Genomic DNA, 22955 nt, shown 5'->3' on the forward strand with positions numbered 1-22955 from the left:
TGGCTGCAGATGTCTTGCAGTTCACACCGAAGATAGTGCATGGCCAGCCCGGTGGCGAGCCCTGCGGCCGATCTCCGCACGCCGCTTGCAGTGCGGGAGATGGCGAGTTGGGCGCCGGGCTGGGCGCCGGGTCGGGTCCCGCGCCGACTCAGTAGACGTCGCGGCGGTAACGGCCGTCGTCGGTCAGGCGGCCCAGCGCGTCCTCGCCCAGGATCTCGGCCAGCGCGTCATGGACGCCGCCGGCCATGCCCTGCAGGCTGCCGCAGACATAGATGGCCGCGCCGTCGGCCACCCATTGCCGCACCGCCTGCGCCTGCAGACGCAAGGCGTCCTGCACGTAGCGCGGCGCGCCGCCGTCGCGCGACCAGGCGTGGTCCACGCGTGCCAGCGTGCCGTCGGCGCGCCAGCCGGCCAGCTCTTCGGCAAAGAAGGCGTCATGCTGCGCCGAGCGCTCGCCGAACAGCAGCCAGTTGCGCCGTCGCGCGGCCGCGGCGCGGGCCTTGAGCTGGGCCCGCAGTCCGGCCAGCCCGGTGCCGTTGCCGACCAGGATCAGCGGCCGGTCGTCGGCCGGCGGATGGAAAGCGCGATTGGTGCGGATGCGCAGCGCGATGCGGCTGCCCAGCGCGGCGTGCGCGGTCAGCCAGCCGGAGGCCAGTCCCAGGCGGCCGTCGTCGTGGCGGGTTTGGCGCACCAGCAATTCGAGTTGCCCATCCTGCGGCAGCGAGGCAATCGAATACTCGCGGTGCGGCAATGGCGCCAGCGCATCCACCAGCTGCTGCGGGGCCAGGCCCTGCATCGCGGCGAAGTGGGGTTCGGGCAGCGGCATGCGCGTGGCCAAGGCCGCCGCCAGGGTGGTGCCGCCGCCATCGCAGCGCACGGGGATGGCGCCATCCAGGCCAAGCCGCGCCAGCAGCCGCCCGACCTCGGCGGGGGCGTGGCACGGGCCGACCTCGGCAATGTCGCCGGCCTGCCAATCCAGCGCCGCGCCGCCTGGCGGCGCCAGCACCAGATGGAAGGCCGGCGCGCCCTGGCTGCCGGGATTCAGATGGCGCCGCTGCGCCAGCTGCCAGGAGTCATAGCGCGGCCGCTCCCAGTCGGCGATCTCGACGCCGCCGCTCAGTGCCGACAGGTGGTTCTGCCAGTGGCGCAGCGCACCGGGGTCGCCGTTGTCGACTTCGATCAGGTCGAACAGCGGCTGGGCCCGCTGGCGCCGCAGCCAGCCCTCCAGCGCATGGCCGAAGGCGCAGAAGCGCGCGTAGCTGCTGTCGCCCAGCGCCAGGATGCCGTAGCGCAGCGGGTGCAGGCCATCGGCGCCGGCCAGGAGGCGGCGGGCGAAGCCCGAGGCGCTGTCGGGGGCATCGCCCTCGCCGGTGGTGCTGACCACGAACAGGGCCTGGCGGCACGCCCGCAGGCGCCGGCCGTCGACCTCTGCCAGCGACAGCAGCTGCACCGGCATGCCCGCGCCCTGCAGCGCGGTGGCGGTCTGCAGTGCCAGCTGTTCGGCAAACCCGGTCTGGCTGGCATAGGCCACCAGCGTCGCGCCGTCTTCCGTGCCGGCCAGCGCCTTCGCGCTGGCGCGCCGCTGGCGGTGACGGGCCACCACCGCCGCGCAAAACCCGGCGTAAGCCGCGAGCACCCCGCCCGCCATGGCCATGCGCGACGGCCCGAGCACGGATAACGCCACGCCGCCGGCCACGACCAGCCAGCTGGCCGCCACGACAGCGGATGGCATGGTGCCGGCGCTCATGCCAGCATCGCCGCAAAGGCCGGCGAAAGATGTTCGAGAAAACCGTCCGCCGTGCGCACCAGGAAGCGCGCGGCAATGCCGTGGCGACGCGCATGCGCCATGCCGGCCTCGGGGCCCAGCACGGTCAGCGCGGTGGACAGCGCATCGGCCAGCATGCACTGCGGGTGGATCACCGTGACCGACGCCAGCGCGTGGCTCGCCGGATAACCGGTGCGTGGATCGAGGGTATGGGCATAGCGGCGCCCGTCGCTGTCGAAGTAGCGCCGGTAGTCGCCAGAGGTGGCCACGGAAAGTCCGTGCAGGGCCACCAGCGTTTGGCCCGCATCATCGCCGCCAGGCCCCGGCGGCGCTTCCACGGCCACCCACCACGGCAGGCCGTCGGGCTTGACGCCATGGCCGCGCAATTCGCCGCCGATCTCGGTCAGGTGGTGGTCCAGGCCCTGCTCGCACAGGTAGCGCGCCACCGCGTCCACGGCGAAGCCCTTGGCGATGGCGCAGAAGTCCAGCGCCACGCCGCCCGGCTGCCGGGCGCGCCGGCCAGCGGCATCGACTTCGATGCGGGCCCAGCCGCCACGGCCGCGCGCGGCCTGCACCGCCTCGGGCGAGGGCGGCACGCGGCGCGCCGCGGCCGGGATCGAGGCAGGGCCGAAGCCCCACAGGTCGACCAGCGGGCCCGCGCTCGGGTCATACGCGCCACCGCTGTCGCGCGCGACCCGCAGCGCGGCTTGCAGCACCGTGAAGCAGTCTTCCGGCAACGCTTGCCAGCTGCCGGGCGGCGCGCGGTTGAAACGGCTCAGGTCCGAATCCGCCTCCCAGTTGCTCATCTGCGCAATCACGCGAGCGATCACGGCCTCGATACCGGCGCCGACGGTGCGGCCATCCACGGCTGGCGGCAGCAGCGCGGCCACCGACCAGGTCGTGCCCATGGTCGGCCCGCCCCAGCGCTGCAGGCGCGCATCGGCAGCCGGCGGCAGCGGGGGCGCGGCCAGCGCCACCGGGACCAGGACACGGTTCACGGGTTGCAAGCGGCTTATTGCGGCAGCACTTCCACCGTCACCGCATAGACGGCGCGGCGCGACTTGGCCTGCTTGAAGGTGGTCTTGTCGTCCTTCACCTCGGCTTCCATCCAGTACATGCCGGCAGCCGGCCACTTGACGCTGAACTTGCCGTCGGCGTCGGTGGTGGCGCTGAACTCCTGCAGCTGGTCGCGATAGCGGATGCCGCCCGGCACCACCGCGACCTTCAGGTTGCTGGCGGGCTTGCCGTCGAGCAGCAGGCGGAAGCTGGCGGTGTCGCCGGCGACCAGGTCGTTCGGATGCGTGATCGGCGCCAGCTCCAGGCCGCGGCCGACGATGCGCAGGCCCTTGTCGCTGGGCTTGCCGGCGGTGACGAAGGATTCGATGCGGCCCTCGGCCTGCGTGACTTGCAGGTCCTGCGCGTTGGCCGGGACTTCCCTGGCGAAGGTCTCGGCGGTGCCGCGCCAGCGCCTGGCCTGGCCGTCGACCTTGTAGCTGGCGAACAGGCCGTGGTTGACCACCGCCACGCGATACGTGCCCGGCTGGGTCAGGTGCAGGTCGAAGGTGCTGCGGTACTTGCCGGTGCCCGCGTTCTCGGCCTTGACGGCGCTGCCGTCGGGGGCGGTCACCTGCAGGTTGTCGAGGCGCATCGGCACGTGCTCGAAGTAGAACAGGTCGTTGGAGACCGCGGCGTCCACGGTCACCCACGGATCGCTGCCGGACAGCACGGTAGCCGACGGCAGCAGCCACTGGCGGTGCGCGTGGGCGGCCAGCGGCGCCAGCGCGGCGAGAGCCAGCACGGCAGCGCGCACAGCCAGGCGGGAAGATGCGACGGACATCAGGGAAGAATTCATGGTCGGGCTCCGGGGCGGATTAAGGCTTCAGTTCGACGGTGACGCCGCCGAGTTCGTGTTCGCCCTTGACGCGGGCGGTCTGTGCAGTTTGCGGCGGCCACGTGAACGGCACGCGCAGCAACTCGCGCCCGCCCACTTCCCGTGCGGCCTCCACCACCAACTGGTAGTTGCCGGCGGGCAGCTTGCCCAGCGGCGCCTTGCCGTCGCTGAAGCTGATGCTGTGCTCGCCCGGCGCGCGCGTCGCGCCGGAGATGCCGTCGGCCGGCATATGCAGGTCGCGGCCGGCCTTGCGCCACCACTGGCGCATGTCCTTGAGCCACTTGGTGCCCTCGCCGTCCTTGAGCTTGCCGTCGTACCAGACCGCCAGGGTCTGCACCGGGCTCTGGTCGGCGCGCTCGACCCACATCGACACGTAGGGCCGGTGGTACTCGGCCACGGTCAGGCGCGGGATGTCGACCTTGACGTTCAGGTCCGCGGCCAGTGCGGGGCCGGCCAGCGGCACGGCGGCGATGCCGGTCAGGGAGACGGAGAGCAGTCGGCGCATATCGGAGAAACCTCGTCAGTTCAGTGGATAAACAGGATCGCCAGCAGCACCGGCACCACCAGCCCCAGCCCCACCAGCGGCCAGGTCGCCACGCGCCCGCCGGCGTGCAGCTTGAGCAGGAACAGGCCGGTCACGCAGAAGACCAGGCAGGCCAGCGCGAAGGCGTCCAGGAACAGGCTCCACGCCGCGCCGGTGTTGCGGCCCTTGTGCAAGTCGTTCAGGTAGGAGATGGCGCCACGCGTGGTGCGTTCGAACTGCGCCTCGCCGCTGTCGAGCGCGATGCTGACCCAGGCGTCGCCGCCCGGGCGCGGCAGCGCCACGTAGATTTCGTCGGCGGACCATTCGGCCTCGCGTCCGCTGGCGTCGATAGCGAGCGCCTGCGCCAACCATTCGGCCAGCACCGCCGGCATGGGCGCCTTGGCCTCGCCCGCACGGGCCGCGCGGGCCGGGGCAGCGGCCCGGACCTTGTCGAGCACGGGCGCCGGCAGGATGGCGTGCCGGGTCTGCACGGCGGGCCTGGCCTCGATCTGTCCGGCGTGGTTCAGCGTGAAGCCGGTGACCGCGAACAACAGCATCCCGATCAGGCAGATCGCGGAACTGATCCAGTGCCACTGGTGGAGATGCTTGAGCCAGAAGGCGCGGCGCTGCTGGCCGGCGGCCGGCTGGGTGTCGGTCATTGCGGTGGGTCGGCAGGCGCCGCCGGGTCGGGCCGCGCCCGTGTTGCCTGCATACGGGTGGCTGGAGCGCCCCTGGAACGCTCACTTGGCGTCAAGGTGTGCCATGGCAGGCACAAGGACGGGCGAAAAAGAGAAGGATAATCGTTCGCATTTGAAAGTGCAAACGGTCGGCGGACGGGCCAGATTACAGCCCATTACAACGTCAAGCCGCCCTCCGCCCCCCGCCTCAGAGGACGGCTGTGACGGCCCAGCCGGCCACGCCGCTGGCCACCACCACCAGCCACGGCGGCAGCTTCCAGCGCATCAGCGCCACCAGCGCCAGCGCCACCAGCACGATGTCCAGCGGGCCCTGTACCGCGCTGGTCCACACCGGATGCCACAACGCTGCCAGCAGCAGCCCGACCACGCCGGCGTTGATGCCGGCCAGCGCCGCCTGGGCGCGCAGGTTGCGGCGCAGGCTTTCCCAGAACGGCAGCGCGCCCAGCACCAGCAGCGCGCCGGGCAGGAAGATGGCCAACGTGCACAGCAGCCCCCCGGCAACGCCAGTGGGCGGCTGCTGCATGGCGGCGCCGAGGAAGGCGGCAAAAGAAAACAGCGGTCCCGGCATGGCCTGCGCCGCGCCGTACCCGGCCAGGAAGGCTTCCTTGCCAACCCAGCCCGGCGCCACCACGGCCGCATCCAGCAGCGGCAACACCACGTGCCCGCCGCCGAAGACCAGCGCGCCGGCGCGGTAGAAGGCATCGAACACGCGCAGCGCCGGATCGGCGGTCCACTGCGCCAGCAGCGGCAGGCCAGCCAGCAGCACGGCGAACAGCGCCAGCGTCAGCGAGCCGCCGCGATGCGTCACCGGCAGGCGCAGCGGTTCATGCGCGGCGCCCAGCGCCGGGCGCAACAGTGCCATGCCGGCGACCGCGGCGGCGGCCATCATGGCCACCTGCACCCAGGGTCCCGGCCACGCCAGCACGGTGGCGGCGGCCACCAGCATGATGGCGATGCGCACCGGGCCGACACACAGCGTCCGCGCCATGCCCCACACGGCCTGCGCCACCACTGCCACCGCCACCAGCTTCAACCCGTGCAGCGCGCCCGGCGCGGCGGCCACGCCGTAGTGGGTCACCCCCAGCGCGAACACGATCATGAGCAGCGCCGACGGCAGCGTAAAACCCACCCATGCCGCCAGCGCGCCGCCATAGCCGGCGCGCGCCAGGCCCAGCGCGATGCCGGTCTGGCTGCTGGCCGGCCCGGGCAGGCACTGGCACAGCGCGACCACGTCGGCATAGGCCGCCTCGCTGAGCCAGCGGCGGCGGCGCACCAGTTCCTCGCGGAAATACGCCAGGTGGGCCACCGGACCGCCGAACGAGGTCAGGCCAAGCCGCAGGAAGATCAGGAACACGGCGAGCGGCCCGTCGTGGCCGCGGGTGTCGTCGGAAGGGCTGGGCAAGGTGGCCATGGGGCGAGGCGAACAAGAGGGTGGCGGAAGACAGCGCAGATTCTGAACGATTTTGCCGGTGCCGGGCGACAAAGCGAGGCCGGCATCACCCAAGCGCGGAAGGGGCGACGTCAAAAGCGTTCTATGGAGCACAAGGGACACCTGACTGTTATAGCCAGTCAACCACACTGTCAATGTGGCGGAGCTACCTCAATCAAGTTACTTCCGTTTCGCGCCGTTATGCGGCAGACGCATGCGCCGTAGGCCCCTGTCCCCCTGCAGGCAGGGCGGCCCGCGCCAACCGGCGCGGCACGGCCATGCGCATCACCGACGAGAAAGAAGCGCAAAGCGCGAAGAAGGAGGAGTGGTAGCCATGCTGCATAACCTGAGCCTGAAGAAAAAACTGCTGTTGCCGCTGGTGCTGAGCTGGGTCTGCCTGCTCGGCATCACGTTGTGGAATGCGTGGCAGGTCCGCACGCTGCGCATGGAGGAACGCAGGCTCGACCTGGCCCACGTGACGGACGCCGCGGTCTCGGTGGTGGCCGAGTACGAGGCGCTGGCGAAGGCCGGCAAGCTGCCTGCCGACGAAGCCAGGCAGCAGGCGATCGCGCGCGTGCGCGCGATGCGCTTTGGCGCCGACGGCTATTTCACGCTGATGCGTTCCGACACCGTGGTGCTGATGCACCCGTTCAAGCCAGAGATGAACGGCAAGGCCATGGGCGGCACCAAGGATCCCAACGGGGTCTACCTGTTCCGCGAGATCGCCGCGATCGGCAAGGGTTCCGGCAAGGGCTTTGTCGAATACCTGTGGCCCAAGCCCGGCGCCGAAGCGCCGCAGCCCAAGCTGAGCTACGTGGCCAACTTCCGCCCGTGGGACTGGAACTTCATTGCCGGGCTGTACCTTGACGACATCGAGGCGGCCTTCCGCGCCGAGCTGATGAAGGCGTTCGGCATTTTGCTGGCGGTCGGCCTGCTGATGTCGGTGGTAATGGTGCGCGTGGCGGCCAGCCTGCAGCGCCAGCTCGGCGGCGAGCCCGCCACCACCGCGCAGATCGCCGGGCGCATTGCGCAAGGCGACCTGGCCAGCGCGGTGCAGGTGCGCGCCGGCGACGAGCACAGCGTGCTCTATGCCATGCACCGGATGCAGGCGCGCCTGACCGGCGCGATCGGCAGCATCCGCGGCTCGGCTGATTCGATTGCCGGCGCGGCCAAGCAGATCGCCGCGGGCAATGCCGACCTGTCGCGCCGCAGCGAGGAGCAGGCCGCGTCGCTGCAGGAAACCGCCGCCAGCATGGAGCAGCTCACCAGCACCGTGCGCCAGAGCGCCGAGAATGCGCGCCAGGCCAGCCACCTGGCCGAGGGCGCGTCGGACATCGCCGTGCGCGGCGGCACCATCGTCAGCCAGGTGGTGGACACCATGGGCGAGATCAAGAGCGCCTCGGGCAAGGTGGTCGACATCATCGGCGTGATCGAGGGCATTGCCTTCCAGACCAATATCCTGGCGCTCAACGCCGCGGTGGAAGCAGCCCGTGCCGGCGACCAGGGCCGCGGCTTCGCGGTGGTGGCCGGCGAGGTGCGCACGCTGGCGCAGCGCAGCGCCACCGCGGCCAAGGAAATCAAGGCGCTGATCGGCAACTCGGCGCAGCGCGTGGAAGACGGCGCGGTGCTGGTCGAGAATGCCGGCCGTGCGATGGACGAGATCGTCCACGCGGTCAAGCGCGTGACCGACCTGATGGGCGAAATGCGCGCCGCCACCGAGGAGCAGACCGGCGGCATCGAGCAGGTCAACCAGGCGGTGTCGCAGATGGACCAGATGGCGCAGCAGAACGCCGCGCTGGTGGAACAGGCCGCGGCGGCGGCCGCTTCGCTGGAAGACCAGGCCGAAGCGCTGCACCGCGCCGTGGGCCAGTTCCGCCTGGCGGCCTGAGCGGCGCGGCCAGGGCGAGGTCCTTCCGCGCCATCGGCCTGCAGCGCCAGCGTGTATGATGAAGCGAAGCCGGCCGCACAGGCAGCCGGCTCAGTGCATCAGACCGTTACCCCAGACCACTGACAGGAGCGCACCATGATGGCATTCATTGGCACCGTGTTCGTCGGCCTTATCGTCGGACTGATCGCCAGGGCGGTAAAGCCCGGCGACGACAAGCTGGGCTGGATCATGACCATCGTCCTGGGCATCCTGGGCTCGGTGGTGGCGGGCTACGTCGGCCGTGCGCTGGGCTGGTACCAGCCGGGCGAACCGGCGGGCTGGGTCGCCTCGGTGGTCGGCGCGATCGTACTGCTGGTGATCTACGGCATGGTGCGCCGCAAGGCCTGACTCGCGCGCCGCACGCCGGCCGCGTCATTGTGGTCGGCCAGCGCCGGCACCTGGGGCGCGGGCGGCGGCGGTACCACCGCCACTTCCTGCCGGGCCGGCGGCTGCGATCCGGCGTCCAGCGCCGCATCCAGGCCATCCGCCAGCACCGGGCCGGGGACGCCGTCGGGCGGTGCCGCCATGGTGGGCGCGCGCGGCGGGCGCAGGCCCGGGGCCGCGTCGCGGCAGCGCAGCAGCGCGCGGTCGCCGCCCGGCGTCATCGCCGAGACCTGCGGCGCGATCGCCCGCAGCACCCGCACCGCGAGCGCACTGGTAAAGCTGTAGCGCGCCGCGTAGGGTTCCCGCGCATTGACCACCACGGTACCGAAGAAGCGCTCGCCCAGCGTGAAGACGAAGGTGGCCGAACGGTTCACCGAGCGCGACGAGATCAGCCGTCCGCCCGGCCCGTAGACCTGGAAGCGCTGGTCGCCGGTGCCGGTCTTGCCGGCCACGTTCAGGGTGGCGCCATCGCGCCCCGGCACCGTGAACGCCCCGCGGATCGACTTGGCGGTGCCGCCCTCCACCACATCCAGCATCGAACGGCGCGCCAGCTCGGCCACTTCTGCCGGCAACACGCGCTTGCCCGGGCCCGGCTGCAGCACGTAGCGGGTCGCGTACGGGGTGCCATCGGCGAAGGCCAGGCTGCGTACCGCCGCGTTCTGAGTGACCACGCCGCCGGCCAGCAGGATGCCGGCCAGCTCGGCCAGCGCGGCGGGGCGGTCGCCGGCGGCGCCGATGGCGCTGGCGTACGACGGCGTCAGCGAATCGAACGGATAGCCCAGCCGCTGCCAGCGCCGCGCGATATGCGTGAAGGCGTCCTGCTCCAGCAACGTGCGGATACGGTTATCCTGGCCCGCCTTGCTGCGCGTCTTGAACAGCCACTTGTACACTTCCTGGCGCTCGGCGGTGCTGGCGCGCAGGATCTCGGCCAGCGTCGCCTGCGGGTGCTGGTCCAGGTATTCCACCATCCACAGTTCGAGCGGATGGACGCGCGACAGGTAGCCGCGGTCGTTCAGGTTGAACTTGTCCTTGCCATACTTGCGGTACAGCGCTGGCAGGTCTTCCTTGGCCAGTTGCTTGTCGCCCAGGCGCGCGCGCATGATGCGGACATAGCTTGCCTCGTCCAGATCCGGCCGCGCACTCAGCAGCGTCACCGACATGCGCACCGCATTCAGGTGCGGGATGGTCATGCGCACGCGGCCCAGCAGCGTGTCCAGGCGCTGCTCGGAACTCTTGCCGCGGTAGCGCTGGTAGAAGCCGGTCATGTAGGCGCTGCCTTCCTGGTCGGCGAAGCGCTCCAGATATTCACGCCGGCCCGGTGCGTTGCGGTCCTCGAACAGGTCACCCATGTCAGGCCTGGCATGGAACATCTCGTAGCGCACGATGTCGCGCATCATGCGGATAAAGACCAGGTTGACCGAATGCTGGAAGCCGACGCGCACGGTCATGATGCGCTCGCCTTCCCAGCGCTCGAAGTTGGTGAAGCTCTGCAGGCCGCCGCCGGTGTAGAAGCCCTCGCCGGCATTGCCGGAATACTTGCGCTCCATCGACGCTTCCAGCATCGGCATCAGTTCGCGCTCCGCGGGGGTGCGCGCCTTGGACAGGTAATCGACCGCCCAGCGGCTGAGGGCGTCCTGGCGCGCCAGCGGTAGCGCGGCCAGTTGCGCGCGCGTCATGCCGGCATAGCGCGCGTGCAGCTCGCTGATGATCTCCAGGTAGGTCACCAGCGTGCGCAGCTTGGCGGTGGAGCCAAGGTTCAGGCGCGCGCCGCTGTTGATGTCGAAGGGCTGGTCGATATTGTCGGCCTGAATCCGCACCACGCTGGCGTTGCCCACGCGCTCGTACAGCGTGAAGCTGGTCATCAGCTTCGAAGGATCGTCGTTGTCGCGCAGCAGGTTGTGGCCATACAGGCCCATGGCGCGCGCGTCGGCCTTGTTGTTCACGCGCTGCAGCGTCTCGGTGACGAGGCGCTGGGCCTCGCGGTTGATGGTGCTGTCGACGGTCAGGTCGAGCCGGTCCATGTCGTAGCGGCTCTCGACCCCGGTCAGCCGGGTGATGTCGGCGCGCACCCGGTTGACGGCCTTGCGCGTGACAAACGGTTCCTGCGGCGGGCGCTGCGGCGCAGCCGCCTTGTCCAGCGGCTGCGCCAGCGCCGCGTCGCGCAACTCAGCCGTGATGATGTTGTTAGCCGCCAGCAGGCGCAGGTAGCTGCCGGTCAGCGCATCGAGGTTGGTGTCGTCGCGGCGCAGGTGGTAGGACGGCCGGCGCTGCGAGATGACCAGCGACAGCGCCCGCTTGAACGCCTGCGCCTGGCGCGGTTCGGGCGCGCGCGGATCCATTTCCTTCAGCAGCCGGTTGACCTCGCCGAAGTCCTCGCCGTACCAGACCCACAGCGCATCGCCGATGCCGTTGATTTCGCCGAATCCCGCGCGCGCCGACAGCGGCACCGTATTGAGGTAGTCGACCACGATGCGCTCGCGCGCGCGCTGTGTGTCGGGCCCGTCCAAGTAGGCGCGCAGCGACGCCGATGCCATCTGCCGGAACTTCTCGGGGATCGAAGAGGTGCGGCCCTCGGGCGAGTGCCGGTATTTCTCGATCTGCGTGGCCAGCGTGCTGCCGCCGGGCGCATCGTGCGACTTGTCGGCAAGCCGGATGACCTGGTCCAGCACCGCGCGCGACAGCCGGCGCCAGTCCAGCGCCGGGTTCATATTGGGGTATTCCGGATTGAGCAGGCCCTGGTTCTCGACATACAGCAGCGCGCTCACCAGCAGCGGCGGCACCGCGCCGAAGTCGGGGTACTGGCGCTGCGGATAGCGCTCGAACGCCAGCGTCAGTCCGTTGCAGTCACGCAGCAGCAGCCCCGCCTGGTTCTTTTCCCGATAGGGTGTGAACAGGCCCTCGTCGATCATCCGCACCATGTCGGGCGACATGCGCGCCTGTTCGGCGGGCACGTAGCCGCGCTGCTCCAGCCGCTGCGCGAACAGCGGCAGCCTGCCGTAGCCCAGGCGGGCGTCATAGGGACCGGAATGCGGGAAGCGGATGCTGTCGCTGGCACCCGGCTGGATCTCGAATGTCAGGCGCTGGCCCAGGCTGCCGATGAGCCGGGCCTGCAAGTGCGAGTTGCGCACTTCGCTTGCGACAAAGCTATACACGACATAGGCGCCCCCCGTGAGGGCGACCGCCAAGCCAGCGAAAATCCAGCCACGACGCGACACGTTTGGGCTTCCTCATGGGGCCGGCGCAGCGCGCAAAGATCTCCTTGCACCGGCTCGAAGCGCAATCTTTTTCGCGGTGCACGCTGCGCGCGCGCCGCCTGTATTGATATTAGTAGGAGTCGCGCGCGCGTGCATCAAGCACGCGCGCGCGTTGTGTGTCGTTGCAAACCGGCGTCACGCGGTGCAACGGCTGCGCCACTTGCGGTGCGTCCGAAACGCGGCCGGCAGATTATCGGCCAGACGCGTCGCGCGCCACCGGCCTGCCCACCAGCGGATAGCCGGGATCGTTGTAGCCGGGCGTCGACGCATGGCCCGGCGACACCAGCGCGTCGACCATCGCCTCTTCCTCGGGCGTGATCCCGGCACCGAGCGCGCCGAAATAATCCTCGAACTGGGCCAGCGTGCGCGGGCCGGCGATCACCGACGAGATGATCGGGTTGGCCAGCACCCAGGCCGTGGCGAACTGGCCCGGGGTCAGCCCGCGCGCCTCGGCATGGGCCTTGAGTTGCTGGGCGATGACCAGCGACTCCTCGCGGAACTCGGTCTCCATCATGCGGCGGTCGGCGCGCCCTGCCCGCGTGCCTTCGGCCGGCGCCTGGCCAGGCGCGTACTTGCCGGTCAGCACGCCGCGCGCCACCGGGCTGTAGGGCACCACGCCCAGGCCGTAGTGCTCGCACGCGGGCAGGATCTCCACCTCCGGCAGCCGGTTCAGCAGGTTGTAGTACGGCTGGCACGCTACCGGGCGCGGCACCCCCAGCGCGTCGCACAGCCGCGCGATTTCGGCGATGCGCCAGCCGCGGAAGTTCGACACCGCCCAGTAGCGGATCTTGCCGCTGCGCACCAGGTCGCCCATGGCGCGTACCGGCTCTTCCAGGTTGGCGCCCGGGTAGTCGCGATGCAGGTAGAGGATGTCGATGTAATCGGTCGCCAGCCGTTGCAGGCTGTCCTCGACCGCGCGCGTGATCCACACGCGCGAATAGTGCCCGTGGTTGGGCGCGGCGTGCATCGCATTGCCTAGCTTGGTGGCCAGCACCCAGTCGTGGCGGTTGGCGCTCAGCAAGCGCCCGACCATCTGTTCCGATCCGCCCTTGGTGTACACGTCGGCGGTATCGATGAAGTTCACGCCGTGGTCGCGCGCGCTGGCGACGATGCGGGTGGCCTCGGCCTCGTCGGTCTGGTCGGCGAACATCATGGTGCCCAGGCACAGCGCCGAGACGCGCAGGTTGCTGGCGCCGAGGCGGCGGTACGGCATGGACAGGTCGGGCATGGCGGCTCCTTGGGGTGGGATAGCCCACATTGTGCCGCCATCTGCCCCGGCTTGCCGGCGCGGCGTCAGGGCCGTGGCATCAGCGTCGCGCCATCACGGGCGCGGGTCGCGCGCGGCGGCGTCGGCCGCGCGGCGCTTGCGGTATTCCTCGCGCCCCACGTACGCGGCGGCGGCGGCCACCATCAGCGCCAGGCCGTACCAGGTGAGCGCGTAGCCGAGGTGATTGTTGGTAAAGGCCGTCACCGTCAGCCCGCCGACGGGCCAGGCCTTGGGATCCGCCCCGGCCGGCGGCGGCACCGCCTCGGCATCGATGAAATACGGCGCTAGCGCGCCCGGACCCAGGCCCCGGCGCGCGGCGATCGCCGCCACGTCGCGCGAGAACCACTGGTCGCGCGCCGCGTCATTGTGGCGCAGCACGCCGGTGCCCGGCTCGCTCATGCGCAGCAGGCCGACCACTTCGCGGGTACCGCTGCCGGCGGGGGCCACGCGCGCGCGGAACGGTTCGGCGACGAAGCCGCGGTTGACCAGCACGATGCTGCCGTCGGCCAGCCGCAGCGGCGTCATCACCCAGTAGCCGCCGCCCTGCTCGGTCACGGCCTGCACCAGGGTCTGGCGATCGTCGAGGAAGGTGCCGCTGGCGCGCACCCGCCGGTACTCGCCATTGGCCCGGGTCAGCCCCGCCCACTGCGCGGGCGCGGGCGCCGCCACCGGGGGCGCATGGACGCGCTCGGCCACCTGGGCGATCAGGCCGAGCTTCCAGGCGCGGCGCTCGACCTGCCAGTTGCCCAGCGCCACCAGGCCGGCGATGGCCGCCGCGGCAAACAGCGCCAGCGCCATCAGCCAGATCGTCGGCAGCGGGCGCGGAGATTCGGATGGGCCTTTGGCGGCGTGGGCCGCGTTGGCGGTGCGCGGATTTTCGACCGGCGCGGCGCGGTCGTCGGTGGAACCGGTCAAGGCAAGGTCTTGGTGGTCTGCATGCCCGGCATCATATTGGAATTCAGGTGGAACATCACCCACAGCGTGCCGGTCAGCGTGATCACCACCAGCACCAGCGTGAAGATCAGCGCCAGCATGTTCCAACCGCCCTCCGAGCGGGCGTTGAGGTGCAGGAAGTAGATCATGTGCACCACGATCTGCACCGCGCCCAGCGCCAGCAGCACCATCGCGGTGGTACTGGACTTGTCGAACACCTTGCCCATCACCAGCCAGAACGGGATGGCGGTCAGGATTACCGACAGCACGAAGCCGGTCACGTAGCCGCCGAGCGAGATATGGACCTCGCTTTCTCCGTGGCCATGGCCGTGGGCCTGCAGCGTGTCGTCATGCGCGCTCATGGCAGCACTCCCATCAGGTAGACAAAGGTAAAGACGCCGATCCAGACCACGTCGAGGAAGTGCCAGAACATCGACAGGCACATCAGGCGGCGCTTGTTCTCCGGGATCAGCCCGTGGCGGCGCACCTGGGCCACCAGCGTGACCAGCCACACGATGCCGAAGGTCACGTGCAGGCCGTGGGTGCCGACCAGCGCGAAGAACGAGGTCAGGAAGCCGCTGCGCTGCGGCCCCGCGCCATCGCCGACCAGGTGCGCGAACTCGTAGATCTCGACGGCGAGGAAGGCCGCCCCCAGCACGCCGGTCACGGCGAGCCAGCCCTGGGTCGGCCCCAGCCGCCCGCGCTGGGTCTCCAGCATGGCAAAGCCATAGGTGATCGACGACAGCAGCAGGAACGACGTGTTCAGCGCCACCAGCGGCAGCTCGAACAGCTCGGCGCCGGTAGGCCCGCCGGCGTAGTTGCGGCCCAGCACGCCGTAGGCGGCGAACAGGCAGGCAAAGATCAGGCAGTCGCTCATCAGGTAGAGCCAGAAGCCGAGCAGCGTGCCATTGGGCGCGTGGTATTCCTCGGCCATGTAGAAGCGCAGCTCGGCCGGCGGCGCGGGCGCGCGCTGCGGCGGGCCCTCGTGCGCGCGCGCGCCGTCGGCGGTAAAGGGTGCGTAGATATCAGCCATGGCCGGCCAGCAGCGCGCTGCGCTCTGCCTCCGTGCGGTGGACGTCGTCGGCCGGGATATAGAAATCGCGCTGGTAGTTGAAGGTATGGCCGATCGCGGTGACGAGGATAGCGGCGAAGGCCAGTACCACCAGCCACCAGATATGCCAGATCAGCGCGAAGCCGCACAGCGTGCTCAGTCCGGCCAGGATGATGCCGGCGCCGGTGTTCTTGGGCATGTGGATCGGGATGAAGCCCTGCGCGGGGCGCTGGTAGCCGAGCGCCTTCATCTGCCACCAGGCGTCGGTATCGTGCACCACCGGCGTAAAGGCAAAGTTGTACGGCGGCGGCGGCGACGAGGTCGACCATTCCAGCGTGCGGCCGTCCCAGGGATCGCCGCTGACATCGCGCAGCGACTCACGCCGCAGGAAGCTCACCACCAGTTGCACCAGGAAGCAGCCGATGCCCAGCGCGATCAACAGCGCGCCCACGCCCGCCAGCTGGAACCAGATCTGCAGCGAATGGTCGGCGAAATGGCTCACGCGCCGCGTCACCCCCATCAGCCCGAGCACGTAGAGCGGCATGAACGCCACGTAGAAGCCGACCAGCCAGAACCAGAACGAGCATTTGCCCCAGAACGGGTCCAGCCGGTAGCCGAAGGCCTTGGGGAACCAGTAGGTGATGCCGGCCATCAGCCCGAACAGCACGCCGCCGATGATCACGTTATGGAAATGCGCGACCAGGAACAGGCTGTTGTGCAGCGAGAAATCCGCCGGTGGCACCGCCAGCAGCACGCCGGTCATGCCGCCGATCACGAACGTCACCATGAAGCCCACGGTCCACAGCATCGGCACCTCGTACTGGATGCGCCCGTGGTACATGGTGAACAGCCAGTTGAACAGCTTGGCCCCGGTCGGGATCGAGATGATCATGGTGGTGATGCCGAAGAACGAATTCACGCTGGCGCCCGAGCCCATCGTGAAGAAGTGATGCAGCCACACCAGGTAGGACAGCACCGTGATCACCACCGTGGCATACACCATCGAGGCATAGCCGAACAGGCGCTTGCGGCAGAAAGTGGCCACTACCTCGGAGAACACGCCGAACACCGGCAGCACCAGGATATAGACCTCGGGATGGCCCCAGATCCAGATCAGGTTCACGTACATCATGGCGCTGCCACCAAGGTCGCTGGTGAAGAAGTTCAGGCCCAGGTAGCGGTCGAGCGCCAGCATCGCCAGCGCCGCGGTCAGCACCGGGAACGCGGCGATGATCAGCACGTTGGTGCACAGCGCGGTCCAGGTGAAGATCGGCATGCGCATCAGCGTCATGCCGGGCGCGCGCATCTTGACGATGGTGACCAGCAGGTTGATGCCGGACAGCAGCGTGCCCACCCCGGCCACTTGCAACGACCACAGGTAGTAGTCCACCCCCACGTCCGGGCTCTGCAGGATGCCTGACAGCGGCGGATAGGCGAGCCAGCCGGTGCGCGCGAACTCGCCCACGAACAGCGACATCATCACCAGCACCGCGCCGCCCACCGTCATCCAGAAGCTGAAGTTGTTCAGAAACGGAAACGCCACGTCGCGCGCGCCGATCTGCAGCGGCACGACAAAGTTCATCAGCCCGGTGACCAGCGGCATGGCGACGAAGAAGATCATGATCACGCCGTGCGCGGTGAAGATCTGGTCATAGTGGTGCGGCGGCAGGTAGCCCAGGTTGTCGCCAAAGGCCATGGCCTGCTGGATCCGCATCATCACGGCATCGGCAAAGCCGCGCAGCAGCATCACGATGCCGAGGATCATGTACATGATGCCGATGCGCTTGTGGTCGATGCTGGTGAACCACTCGCGCCACAGGTAGCCCCACCTGCCGTAATACGTGACCGCGCCGGCCAGCGCCAGCCCGCCGATGGCTACCACCGCGAAAGTGGCCAGCAGGATGGGTTCGTGCAGCGGGATTGCCTCCCAGCTCAGGCGGCCGAAGAGTTGCGTGGCAAGTTCGGATCGCTCCGGCATGTGGATCTCCAGGACAACAACGGCGTTCTAGGTCACGGTCATTGGCACAGTCTTGCGCAGCGCCTGCCGCGGGCACGCTATCGCAGCAGCTTGCCGGCACTGGCCGCGCCGGCCGGGAACAGTGGCTCGTCCAGCGTGTTGCTGGCGGTGCAGACGGCGGCGCCCAGGCCCATGGTGCCTTGCGCCGCGCGTTGTGCATCGCGCGCCATCAGGTCCTTCTGGCAGACCTGCCCGGCCTGCACGCAACGGTTCACGATGGCATCGAACAGGTTGGCGTCGACGCTGCCGTAGCGCCGCACCGGCTCGCGTTCGCTGGGCTGCGCCAGCTGCGTGTAGGTGGCCCGGCTCAGCGGTGCGCCGCCGGCCCGCACGGTCCGCACCCAGCGGCCGAATTCGTCGTCGCTCAGCCCGTGGAAGCGGAAGCGCATGTGCGAAAAGCCCGCGCCGCTGTAGTTGGCCGAGAAACCCTCGTAGACGCCCGGCTGGTTGACCACCGCATGCAGGCGGGTTTCCATGCCGGGCATGGCGTAGACCTGCCCGGCCAGGGCGGGAATGAAGAAGGAATTCATCACGGTGGCGGCCGTGATCTTGAAGCGGATCGGCCGGTCGACCGGGGCGGCCAGTTCGTTGACGGTGGCGATGCCCTGCTCGGGGTAGACGAACAGCCACTTCCAGTCGAGCGCCACCACTTCCACGGTCAGCGGCTGCGTGCCCGGCGGCAGCGGGCGGCTGTCATCGAGGCGGGCCAGCGGCTGGTAGGGGTCGAGCTTGTGGGTGCTGACCCAGGTAATGGCCCCCAGCGCGATGATGATCAGCAGCGGCGCCGACCAGATCAGCAGCTCCAGCACCGTGGAATGGTCCCAGTCGGGGTTGTAGTGCGCATCGGCGTTGGCGGCGCGGTAGCGCCACGCGAACACCAGCGTCAGCACGATCACCGGCACGATGATCAGCAGCATCAGACCGGTGGAAATGAGGATCAGGTCACGTTGCCGCACGGCCAGGTCGCCGGCCGGGGCCAGCAGCACGGCGTTGCAGCCGCCCAGCCACAGCAACACTGGCAGCAGCAACCAGCGGCTAGGGCGGTGCATGGACATTGTCTGACCGGAAGATCGCATAACTTTCGGGCCCGCGCCATTTGTACGCCGCGGCGCAAGTGACTTAGACTGGTCTGAGCAACTATGGCAGTGTAGGCGCTCAAGTGCCATTCTTCATGGTGCAATTTGCAGCGCCCTCGCTCACAGACAGGGAGGTATGCCGATGACCACCGCGACCCACCAGCACCGGGCGTCTCCTGCGGCACCTCCAGCACCCGGCGCCGCGCATGTCGCGCCCGCGGAAATCGCCACCGGCGTGGTCATCGGCCGCGCCTCGGAGTACTTCGATTTCTTCGTCTACGGCATTGCCTCGGTGCTGGTGTTCCCGGCGGTCTACTTCCCGTTCGCCGACCGGCTCGATGCGCTGCTCTACGCCTTCGCCGTCTTTGCGCTGGCCTTTATCGGCCGGCCCTTCGGCACGACGCTGTTCATGCGCATTCAGCGCCGCTGGGGCCGTGGCATCAAGCTGACCGCGTCGCTGTTCCTGCTCGGCACAGCCACCGTCGGCATCGCTTTCCTGCCCGGCTATGCTTCGCTCGGCCCGGCTTCCATCATCCTGCTGGCGGTGTTCCGCACGCTGCAGGGCGTGGCGTTCGGCGGCTCATGGGACGGGCTGCCTTCGCTGCTGGCGCTGAATGCACCACCGCAACGGCGCGGCTGGTACGCGATGCTGGGGCAGCTCGGCGCACCCACGGGCTTTATCGTCGCCGGTTCGCTGTTTCTGTTCCTTAACCTGAGCCTCGAGCCGCACGAGTTCCTGGCCTGGGGCTGGCGTTATCCGTTCTATGTCGCCTTCGCGATCAACGTGGTGGCGCTGTTCGCGCGTCTGCGCCTGGTGGTGACGCACGAATACACGCAACTGCTGGACGAGGACGAACTCGAGCCCATCAGCACCGCCGAGATCGTGCGCAAGCAGGGCTTCAACCTGCTGCTGGGCGCGTTCGCCGCGCTGGCAAGCTTTGCGCTGTTCCACCTGGTGACGGTGTTTCCGTTGTCGTGGGTGGCGCTCAACGGCTCGCAGCCGGTCACGGACGTGCTGGCCGTGCAGATTGCCGGCGCCTTCATCGGCATCCTCGGCACCATCGCGTCGGGCGTGATCGCGGACCGGATCGGGCGCCGCACCACGCTGGCGCTGATGGCCATCCTGATCGGCATCTTCAGCCTGTTCGCCCCCTGGCTGATGGGCGGCGGCCCGGTGGCGCAGGACCTGTTCATCCTGCTCGGCTTTGGCCTGCTGGGCTTGTCCTACGGCCAGGCCGCCGGCGCCGTGACCTCGAACTTCGAGCGGCGCTTCCGCTACACCGGCGCGGCGCTGACCACCGACATGGCGTGGCTGTTCGGCGCCGGCTTTGCACCACTGGTGGCGCTGGGGCTGTCGGCCGAATTCGGCCTGGTCGCCGTCAGCGGCTACCTGCTGTCCGGCGCCGCCTGCACGCTGCTGGCGCTGCGCATCAACCGGGCCCTGGGCACCCATGTCTGACCGGCGTACCGCGGCCGCATGGGTATCAAGCTGAGGCAACGGCAGCGGCCGGCCCCATGCGCCGGTGCGCGCCGTCGCGACATGTTTCGGTTGCGGCAATCGCGCCGGCCGGGCGGGCCAGCGCCGCGATGTTGTGCTGCGACCGAAAGCGATCTGAGTACAATGACGGCCGCCCCAATCCTCCTGTTCCGGATGTGATCCGGAACCGAAGCCTATGAAAACGGAAACCACGGACGTCGTCATCATCGGCGCAGGGCCTGCGGGCTCGGTCGCTGCCGGCTTGCTGCGCAAGCACGGGATTCCGGTGCTGGTGATCGAGAAAGAAACCTTCCCGCGCTTTTCGATCGGCGAAAGCCTGCTGCCGCAGAGCATGGCCTATATCGAGGAAGCAGGCATGCTGCGCGCGGTGGTCGAAGCCGGCTTCCAGTACAAGAATGGCGCCGCGTTCGCGCGCGGCACGCAGCAGACCGCGTTCGACTTCCGCGAGAAATTCTCGCCCGGCTGGGGCACCACCTACCAGGTGCAGCGCGCGCAGTTCGACCACGTGCTGATCCGCGAGGCCGAGCGCCAGGGGGCCGAGGTGCGCTTCTCGCATCGGGTCGAGGAAGTCGATGTCAGCGGCGCGCAGCCGCAGGTCACGGTGCGGGCGCCGGACGGCAGCCAGTACGCCGTACGCGCGAAGTTCCTGCTCGATGCCTCGGGCTTTGGCCGCATCCTGCCGCGCCTGCTGCAGCTGGAAACGCCGTCGGGCTTCCCGGTGCGCAGCGCGATCTTCACCCATGTGGCAGACCATATCCCGACTGGCTCCTTCGACCGCAACAAGATCCTGATCAGCGTGCATCCGCGGCACCAGGACGTCTGGTACTGGACCATCCCGTTCTCGGACGGACGCTGCTCGCAAGGCGTGGTCGCGGAGAAAGCCTTCCTGGACCGCTACACCGGCAGCGACACCGAACGGCTGCAAGCCCTGGTGGCCGAAGAGCCGGGCCTGGCCAGGCTGCTGGCCGATGCGCAATGGGACACGCCGGCGCGCCAGATCGCGGGTTACTCGGCGAATGTGAAATCGCTGTGGGGCAACGGCTACGCGCTGCTCGGCAACGCCGGCGAGTTCCTCGACCCGGTGTTCTCGTCGGGCGTGACCATCGCTTTCAAGTCGGCCAGCCTGGCCGCCCAGTGCCTGGTGCGCCAGCTGCGCGGCGACACCGTGGACTGGGAGCACGACTTTGCGCAGCCGCTCAAGGCCGGCGTCGATTGCTTCCGCGTGTTTGTCGAAGCCTGGTATGAGGGCCGTTTCCAGAAGCTGATCTTCCACCCCAATGCCACCTCGGAAATCCGCGACATGATCTCGTCGATCCTGGCCGGCTATGCTTGGGACCGGAACAACCCCTTCGTCACCGAGCCGCGACGGAGGCTGGCGGTGCTGGAAGCATTCTGCAACGTCTGATGCGCCGCGCCGCCTCGTACGCGCGCAGGCCTCGCGCCACGCTTACCGTACTCCGGCCCGCCGATGCGCCGGCCGTTCTGCAAGGACCACAGCCATGAACCATCCGACCGTGCTGGTCACGGGTTCGTCCCGCGGCATCGGCCGCGCCATTGCCCTGCGGCTGGCCCGCGACGGCTATGACGTGGTGGTGCACTGCCGCGCGCGCCGCGACGAGGCCGACTCGGTCGCCGACGCGGTGCGCGCGTGCGGACGCAAGTCGCGCGTGCTGTGCTTCGACGTCGCCCGCCGCGAGGATGCCGCCAGCACGCTGCTGACCGATATCGCCGCGCATGGCTGCTACTACGGCGTGGTGTGCAACGCCGGCCTGGCGCGCGATGCCGCCTTCCCGGCCATGACCGGCGCCGAATGGGACGAGGTGGTGCACACCAACCTCGATGCCTTCTACAACGTGCTCAACCCGGTAGTGATGCCGATGGTGCAGCGCCGCCAGCCGGGCCGCATCGTCACGCTGTCGTCGGTATCGGGACTGGTGGGCAACCGCGGCCAGGCCAACTACAGCGCGGCCAAGGCCGGCATCATCGGCGCCACCAAGGCGCTGGCGATCGAACTGGCCAAGCGCGCGATCACCGTCAATTGCGTCGCGCCCGGCCTGATCGACACCGACATGGTCGAGCCGCACGTGCGCGACGAAGCGCTGCGCATGATCCCGGCGCGGCGCATGGGCACGCCCGAGGAAGTGGCCGCCACCGTGGCCTTCCTGCTGTCGCCGGATGCGGGCTATATCACGCGTCAGGTGATCTCGGTCAACGGCGGCATGTTCGGCTGACAGGCGTCGTTATCGGCTGCCTGCCCCGGCTCTCGCTCAGGCCGCTTCGAATCCGGGCAGCGCGGCAATCTCGCCCGCCAGGAAGTCCAGTAACACCCGCACCCGCGCCGGCTGGTAGCGCCGCGACGGACAGACCAGGAAGGCTTCCTGCGCCGGGCCGCGCCAGCGCGGCAGCACCCGCCGCAGCGCGCCGCTGTCGAGCAGGTCCTGCACCAGCCACGCCGGCGTCATGCCGAAGCCGGCGCCGGCAAGAAAGCTCTCGCGCATCGCCAGCGAATTGTTGACGCGGTAGCGGCACGGCGCGCTGACCCGCGCCTGGCCGCCGGGGCCGTCGAGCACGATCTCTTCGCCCGCGGCGAGCCAGGTAAAGCGCAGGATCTGGTGGCGCGCCAGGTCGGCCGGCTGCCGGATGCGCGGATGCCGCGCCAGGTAGTCCGGCGCGGCCACCAGCAAGCGCTGCGACACCGCGATCCGGCGCGCCACCACATGCGGCGGCAGCGTGGCGCCCAGCCGCACCGCCACATCGACGCCGGCTTCGACCAGGTCGACAAAGCGGTCGTCGAACAGCAGTTCCACCTCCACCTCGGGATAGCGCTGCTGGAACGCCAGCACCAGCGCGTTAAGGCGCAGCACGCCGAAACTGGCCGGCGCGCTCACGCGCACGCGGCCCGCCGGCTGGCCGGAAACGCCGCGCGCCTCGCCGACGGCCTCGCCGTATTCGTCCAGCACGCGCCGCGCGCGCTCGTAGAAGCGCCGCCCGGCCTCGGTCGGCGCCAGGCTGGTAGTGCTGCGCGCCAGCAGCCGCACGCCCATGTCACGCTCCAGCGCGGCCACGATCTTGCTGATGGTCGGCTGCGTCGACTGCTGCTCGCGCGCCACCGCCGACAGGCTGCCCAGCTCCACCGCGCGCACAAAGACCTGCATTGCCCGGATGGTGTCCATGCCGCTCCTTGTCCTTCGTCATTCCTGATTGGAATGTGCAATATGCCATTTTGCCTGCTACCTGGCATA

General features: G+C 69.4%; 19 protein-coding genes. 5 read left to right on the top strand and 14 right to left on the bottom strand.

The window, feature by feature from the left end:
• Positions 1-148 precede the first annotated feature (148 nt).
• The 6 genes from E5S69_RS15600 to chrA form a co-directional block, all read right to left on the bottom strand.
• Positions 149-1732, bottom strand: a complete 1584-nt coding sequence (locus tag E5S69_RS15600) for a sulfite reductase subunit alpha (RefSeq protein WP_171515547.1) — start codon at positions 1730-1732, stop codon at positions 149-151.
• An 11-nt stretch (positions 1733-1743) separates the two neighbouring features.
• Positions 1744-2763: an FAD:protein FMN transferase gene (locus tag E5S69_RS15605; protein ID WP_171515548.1), complete on the bottom strand. Its 1020-nt coding sequence runs from the start codon at positions 2761-2763 to the stop codon at positions 1744-1746.
• A gap of 14 nt (positions 2764-2777) precedes the next feature.
• On the bottom strand, positions 2778-3617 hold the full coding sequence (locus E5S69_RS15610) for a DUF4198 domain-containing protein (RefSeq protein ID WP_171515549.1): 840 nt from the start codon (positions 3615-3617) through the stop codon (positions 2778-2780).
• Between the two features lie 19 nt (positions 3618-3636).
• Positions 3637-4161 carry a DUF2271 domain-containing protein gene (locus E5S69_RS15615; protein ID WP_171515550.1) on the bottom strand — a complete coding sequence of 175 codons (525 nt, stop codon included), beginning with the start codon at positions 4159-4161 and terminating at the stop codon, positions 3637-3639.
• Positions 4162-4181: 20 nt separating this feature from the next.
• Positions 4182-4838: a PepSY-associated TM helix domain-containing protein gene (locus E5S69_RS15620; RefSeq protein WP_171515551.1), complete on the bottom strand. Its 657-nt coding sequence runs from the start codon at positions 4836-4838 to the stop codon at positions 4182-4184.
• A 226-nt stretch (positions 4839-5064) separates the two neighbouring features.
• Positions 5065-6288 (bottom strand): chromate efflux transporter, encoded by a 1224-nt coding sequence (chrA, locus tag E5S69_RS15625; RefSeq protein WP_171515552.1) that lies wholly within the window; start codon positions 6286-6288, stop codon positions 5065-5067.
• A gap of 352 nt (positions 6289-6640) precedes the next feature.
• On the opposite strand from chrA, the gene E5S69_RS15630 reads away from it, so the two are divergent.
• Both E5S69_RS15630 and E5S69_RS15635 read left to right on the top strand, forming a co-directional pair.
• Positions 6641-8194, top strand: a complete 1554-nt coding sequence (locus E5S69_RS15630; RefSeq protein ID WP_171515553.1) for a methyl-accepting chemotaxis protein — start codon at positions 6641-6643, stop codon at positions 8192-8194.
• Positions 8195-8329: 135 nt separating this feature from the next.
• Positions 8330-8581 (top strand): GlsB/YeaQ/YmgE family stress response membrane protein, encoded by a 252-nt coding sequence (locus tag E5S69_RS15635; RefSeq protein WP_171515554.1) that lies wholly within the window; start codon positions 8330-8332, stop codon positions 8579-8581.
• On the opposite strand, the gene E5S69_RS15640 is transcribed toward E5S69_RS15635, so the two are convergent.
• The 7 genes from E5S69_RS15640 to cyoA form a co-directional block, all read right to left on the bottom strand.
• Entirely contained in the window at positions 8554-11832 is a 3279-nt protein-coding gene (locus E5S69_RS15640) for a transglycosylase domain-containing protein (RefSeq protein WP_171515555.1), read from the bottom strand. The genes E5S69_RS15635 and E5S69_RS15640 overlap by 28 nt on opposite strands.
• 229 nt (positions 11833-12061) lie before the next feature.
• On the bottom strand, positions 12062-13099 hold the full coding sequence (locus E5S69_RS15645) for an aldo/keto reductase (RefSeq protein WP_171515556.1): 1038 nt from the start codon (positions 13097-13099) through the stop codon (positions 12062-12064).
• A gap of 93 nt (positions 13100-13192) precedes the next feature.
• Positions 13193-14053, bottom strand: a complete 861-nt coding sequence (locus E5S69_RS15650; RefSeq protein WP_171515557.1) for an SURF1 family protein — start codon at positions 14051-14053, stop codon at positions 13193-13195.
• The gene (gene cyoD, locus E5S69_RS15655) at positions 14050-14433 is read right to left on the bottom strand and encodes a cytochrome o ubiquinol oxidase subunit IV (RefSeq protein ID WP_171515558.1); all 384 of its coding nucleotides are present in this window, start codon (positions 14431-14433) and stop codon (positions 14050-14052) included. Before cyoD ends, E5S69_RS15650 begins: the two co-directional genes overlap by 4 nt.
• Positions 14430-15104, bottom strand: coding sequence for a cytochrome o ubiquinol oxidase subunit III (gene cyoC, locus E5S69_RS15660; protein ID WP_236901353.1), 675 nt, complete (start codon positions 15102-15104; stop codon positions 14430-14432). The genes cyoD and cyoC overlap by 4 nt, the downstream gene beginning before the upstream one ends.
• A complete protein-coding gene (gene cyoB, locus E5S69_RS15665; RefSeq protein WP_171515559.1) occupies positions 15097-17100 on the bottom strand; it encodes a cytochrome o ubiquinol oxidase subunit I in 2004 nt (667 codons plus the stop codon). The genes cyoC and cyoB overlap by 8 nt, the downstream gene beginning before the upstream one ends.
• Before the next feature lie 77 nt (positions 17101-17177).
• Positions 17178-18194, bottom strand: a complete 1017-nt coding sequence (gene cyoA, locus E5S69_RS15670; RefSeq protein WP_236901354.1) for a ubiquinol oxidase subunit II — start codon at positions 18192-18194, stop codon at positions 17178-17180.
• Between the two features lie 163 nt (positions 18195-18357).
• Between cyoA and E5S69_RS15675 the strand changes: the two genes are divergently transcribed.
• The 3 genes from E5S69_RS15675 to fabG all read left to right on the top strand — a co-directional run bounded on the left by E5S69_RS15675 (position 18358) and on the right by fabG (position 21944).
• A complete protein-coding gene (locus tag E5S69_RS15675) occupies positions 18358-19674 on the top strand; it encodes an MFS transporter (RefSeq protein ID WP_171515561.1) in 1317 nt (438 codons plus the stop codon).
• Positions 19675-19888: 214 nt separating this feature from the next.
• Positions 19889-21118, top strand: a complete 1230-nt coding sequence (locus E5S69_RS15680; protein ID WP_171515562.1) for an NAD(P)/FAD-dependent oxidoreductase — start codon at positions 19889-19891, stop codon at positions 21116-21118.
• 94 nt (positions 21119-21212) lie between these two features.
• On the top strand, positions 21213-21944 hold the full coding sequence (gene fabG / locus E5S69_RS15685; protein ID WP_171515563.1) for a 3-oxoacyl-ACP reductase FabG: 732 nt from the start codon (positions 21213-21215) through the stop codon (positions 21942-21944).
• Positions 21945-21980: 36 nt separating this feature from the next.
• On the opposite strand, the gene E5S69_RS15690 is transcribed toward fabG, so the two are convergent.
• On the bottom strand, positions 21981-22886 hold the full coding sequence (locus E5S69_RS15690; protein WP_171515564.1) for a LysR family transcriptional regulator: 906 nt from the start codon (positions 22884-22886) through the stop codon (positions 21981-21983).
• Positions 22887-22955 lie beyond the last annotated feature (69 nt).

The sequence above is a fragment of the Cupriavidus necator genome (assembly GCF_013141915.1).
Taxonomy (GTDB): domain Bacteria; phylum Pseudomonadota; class Gammaproteobacteria; order Burkholderiales; family Burkholderiaceae; genus Cupriavidus; species Cupriavidus necator_B.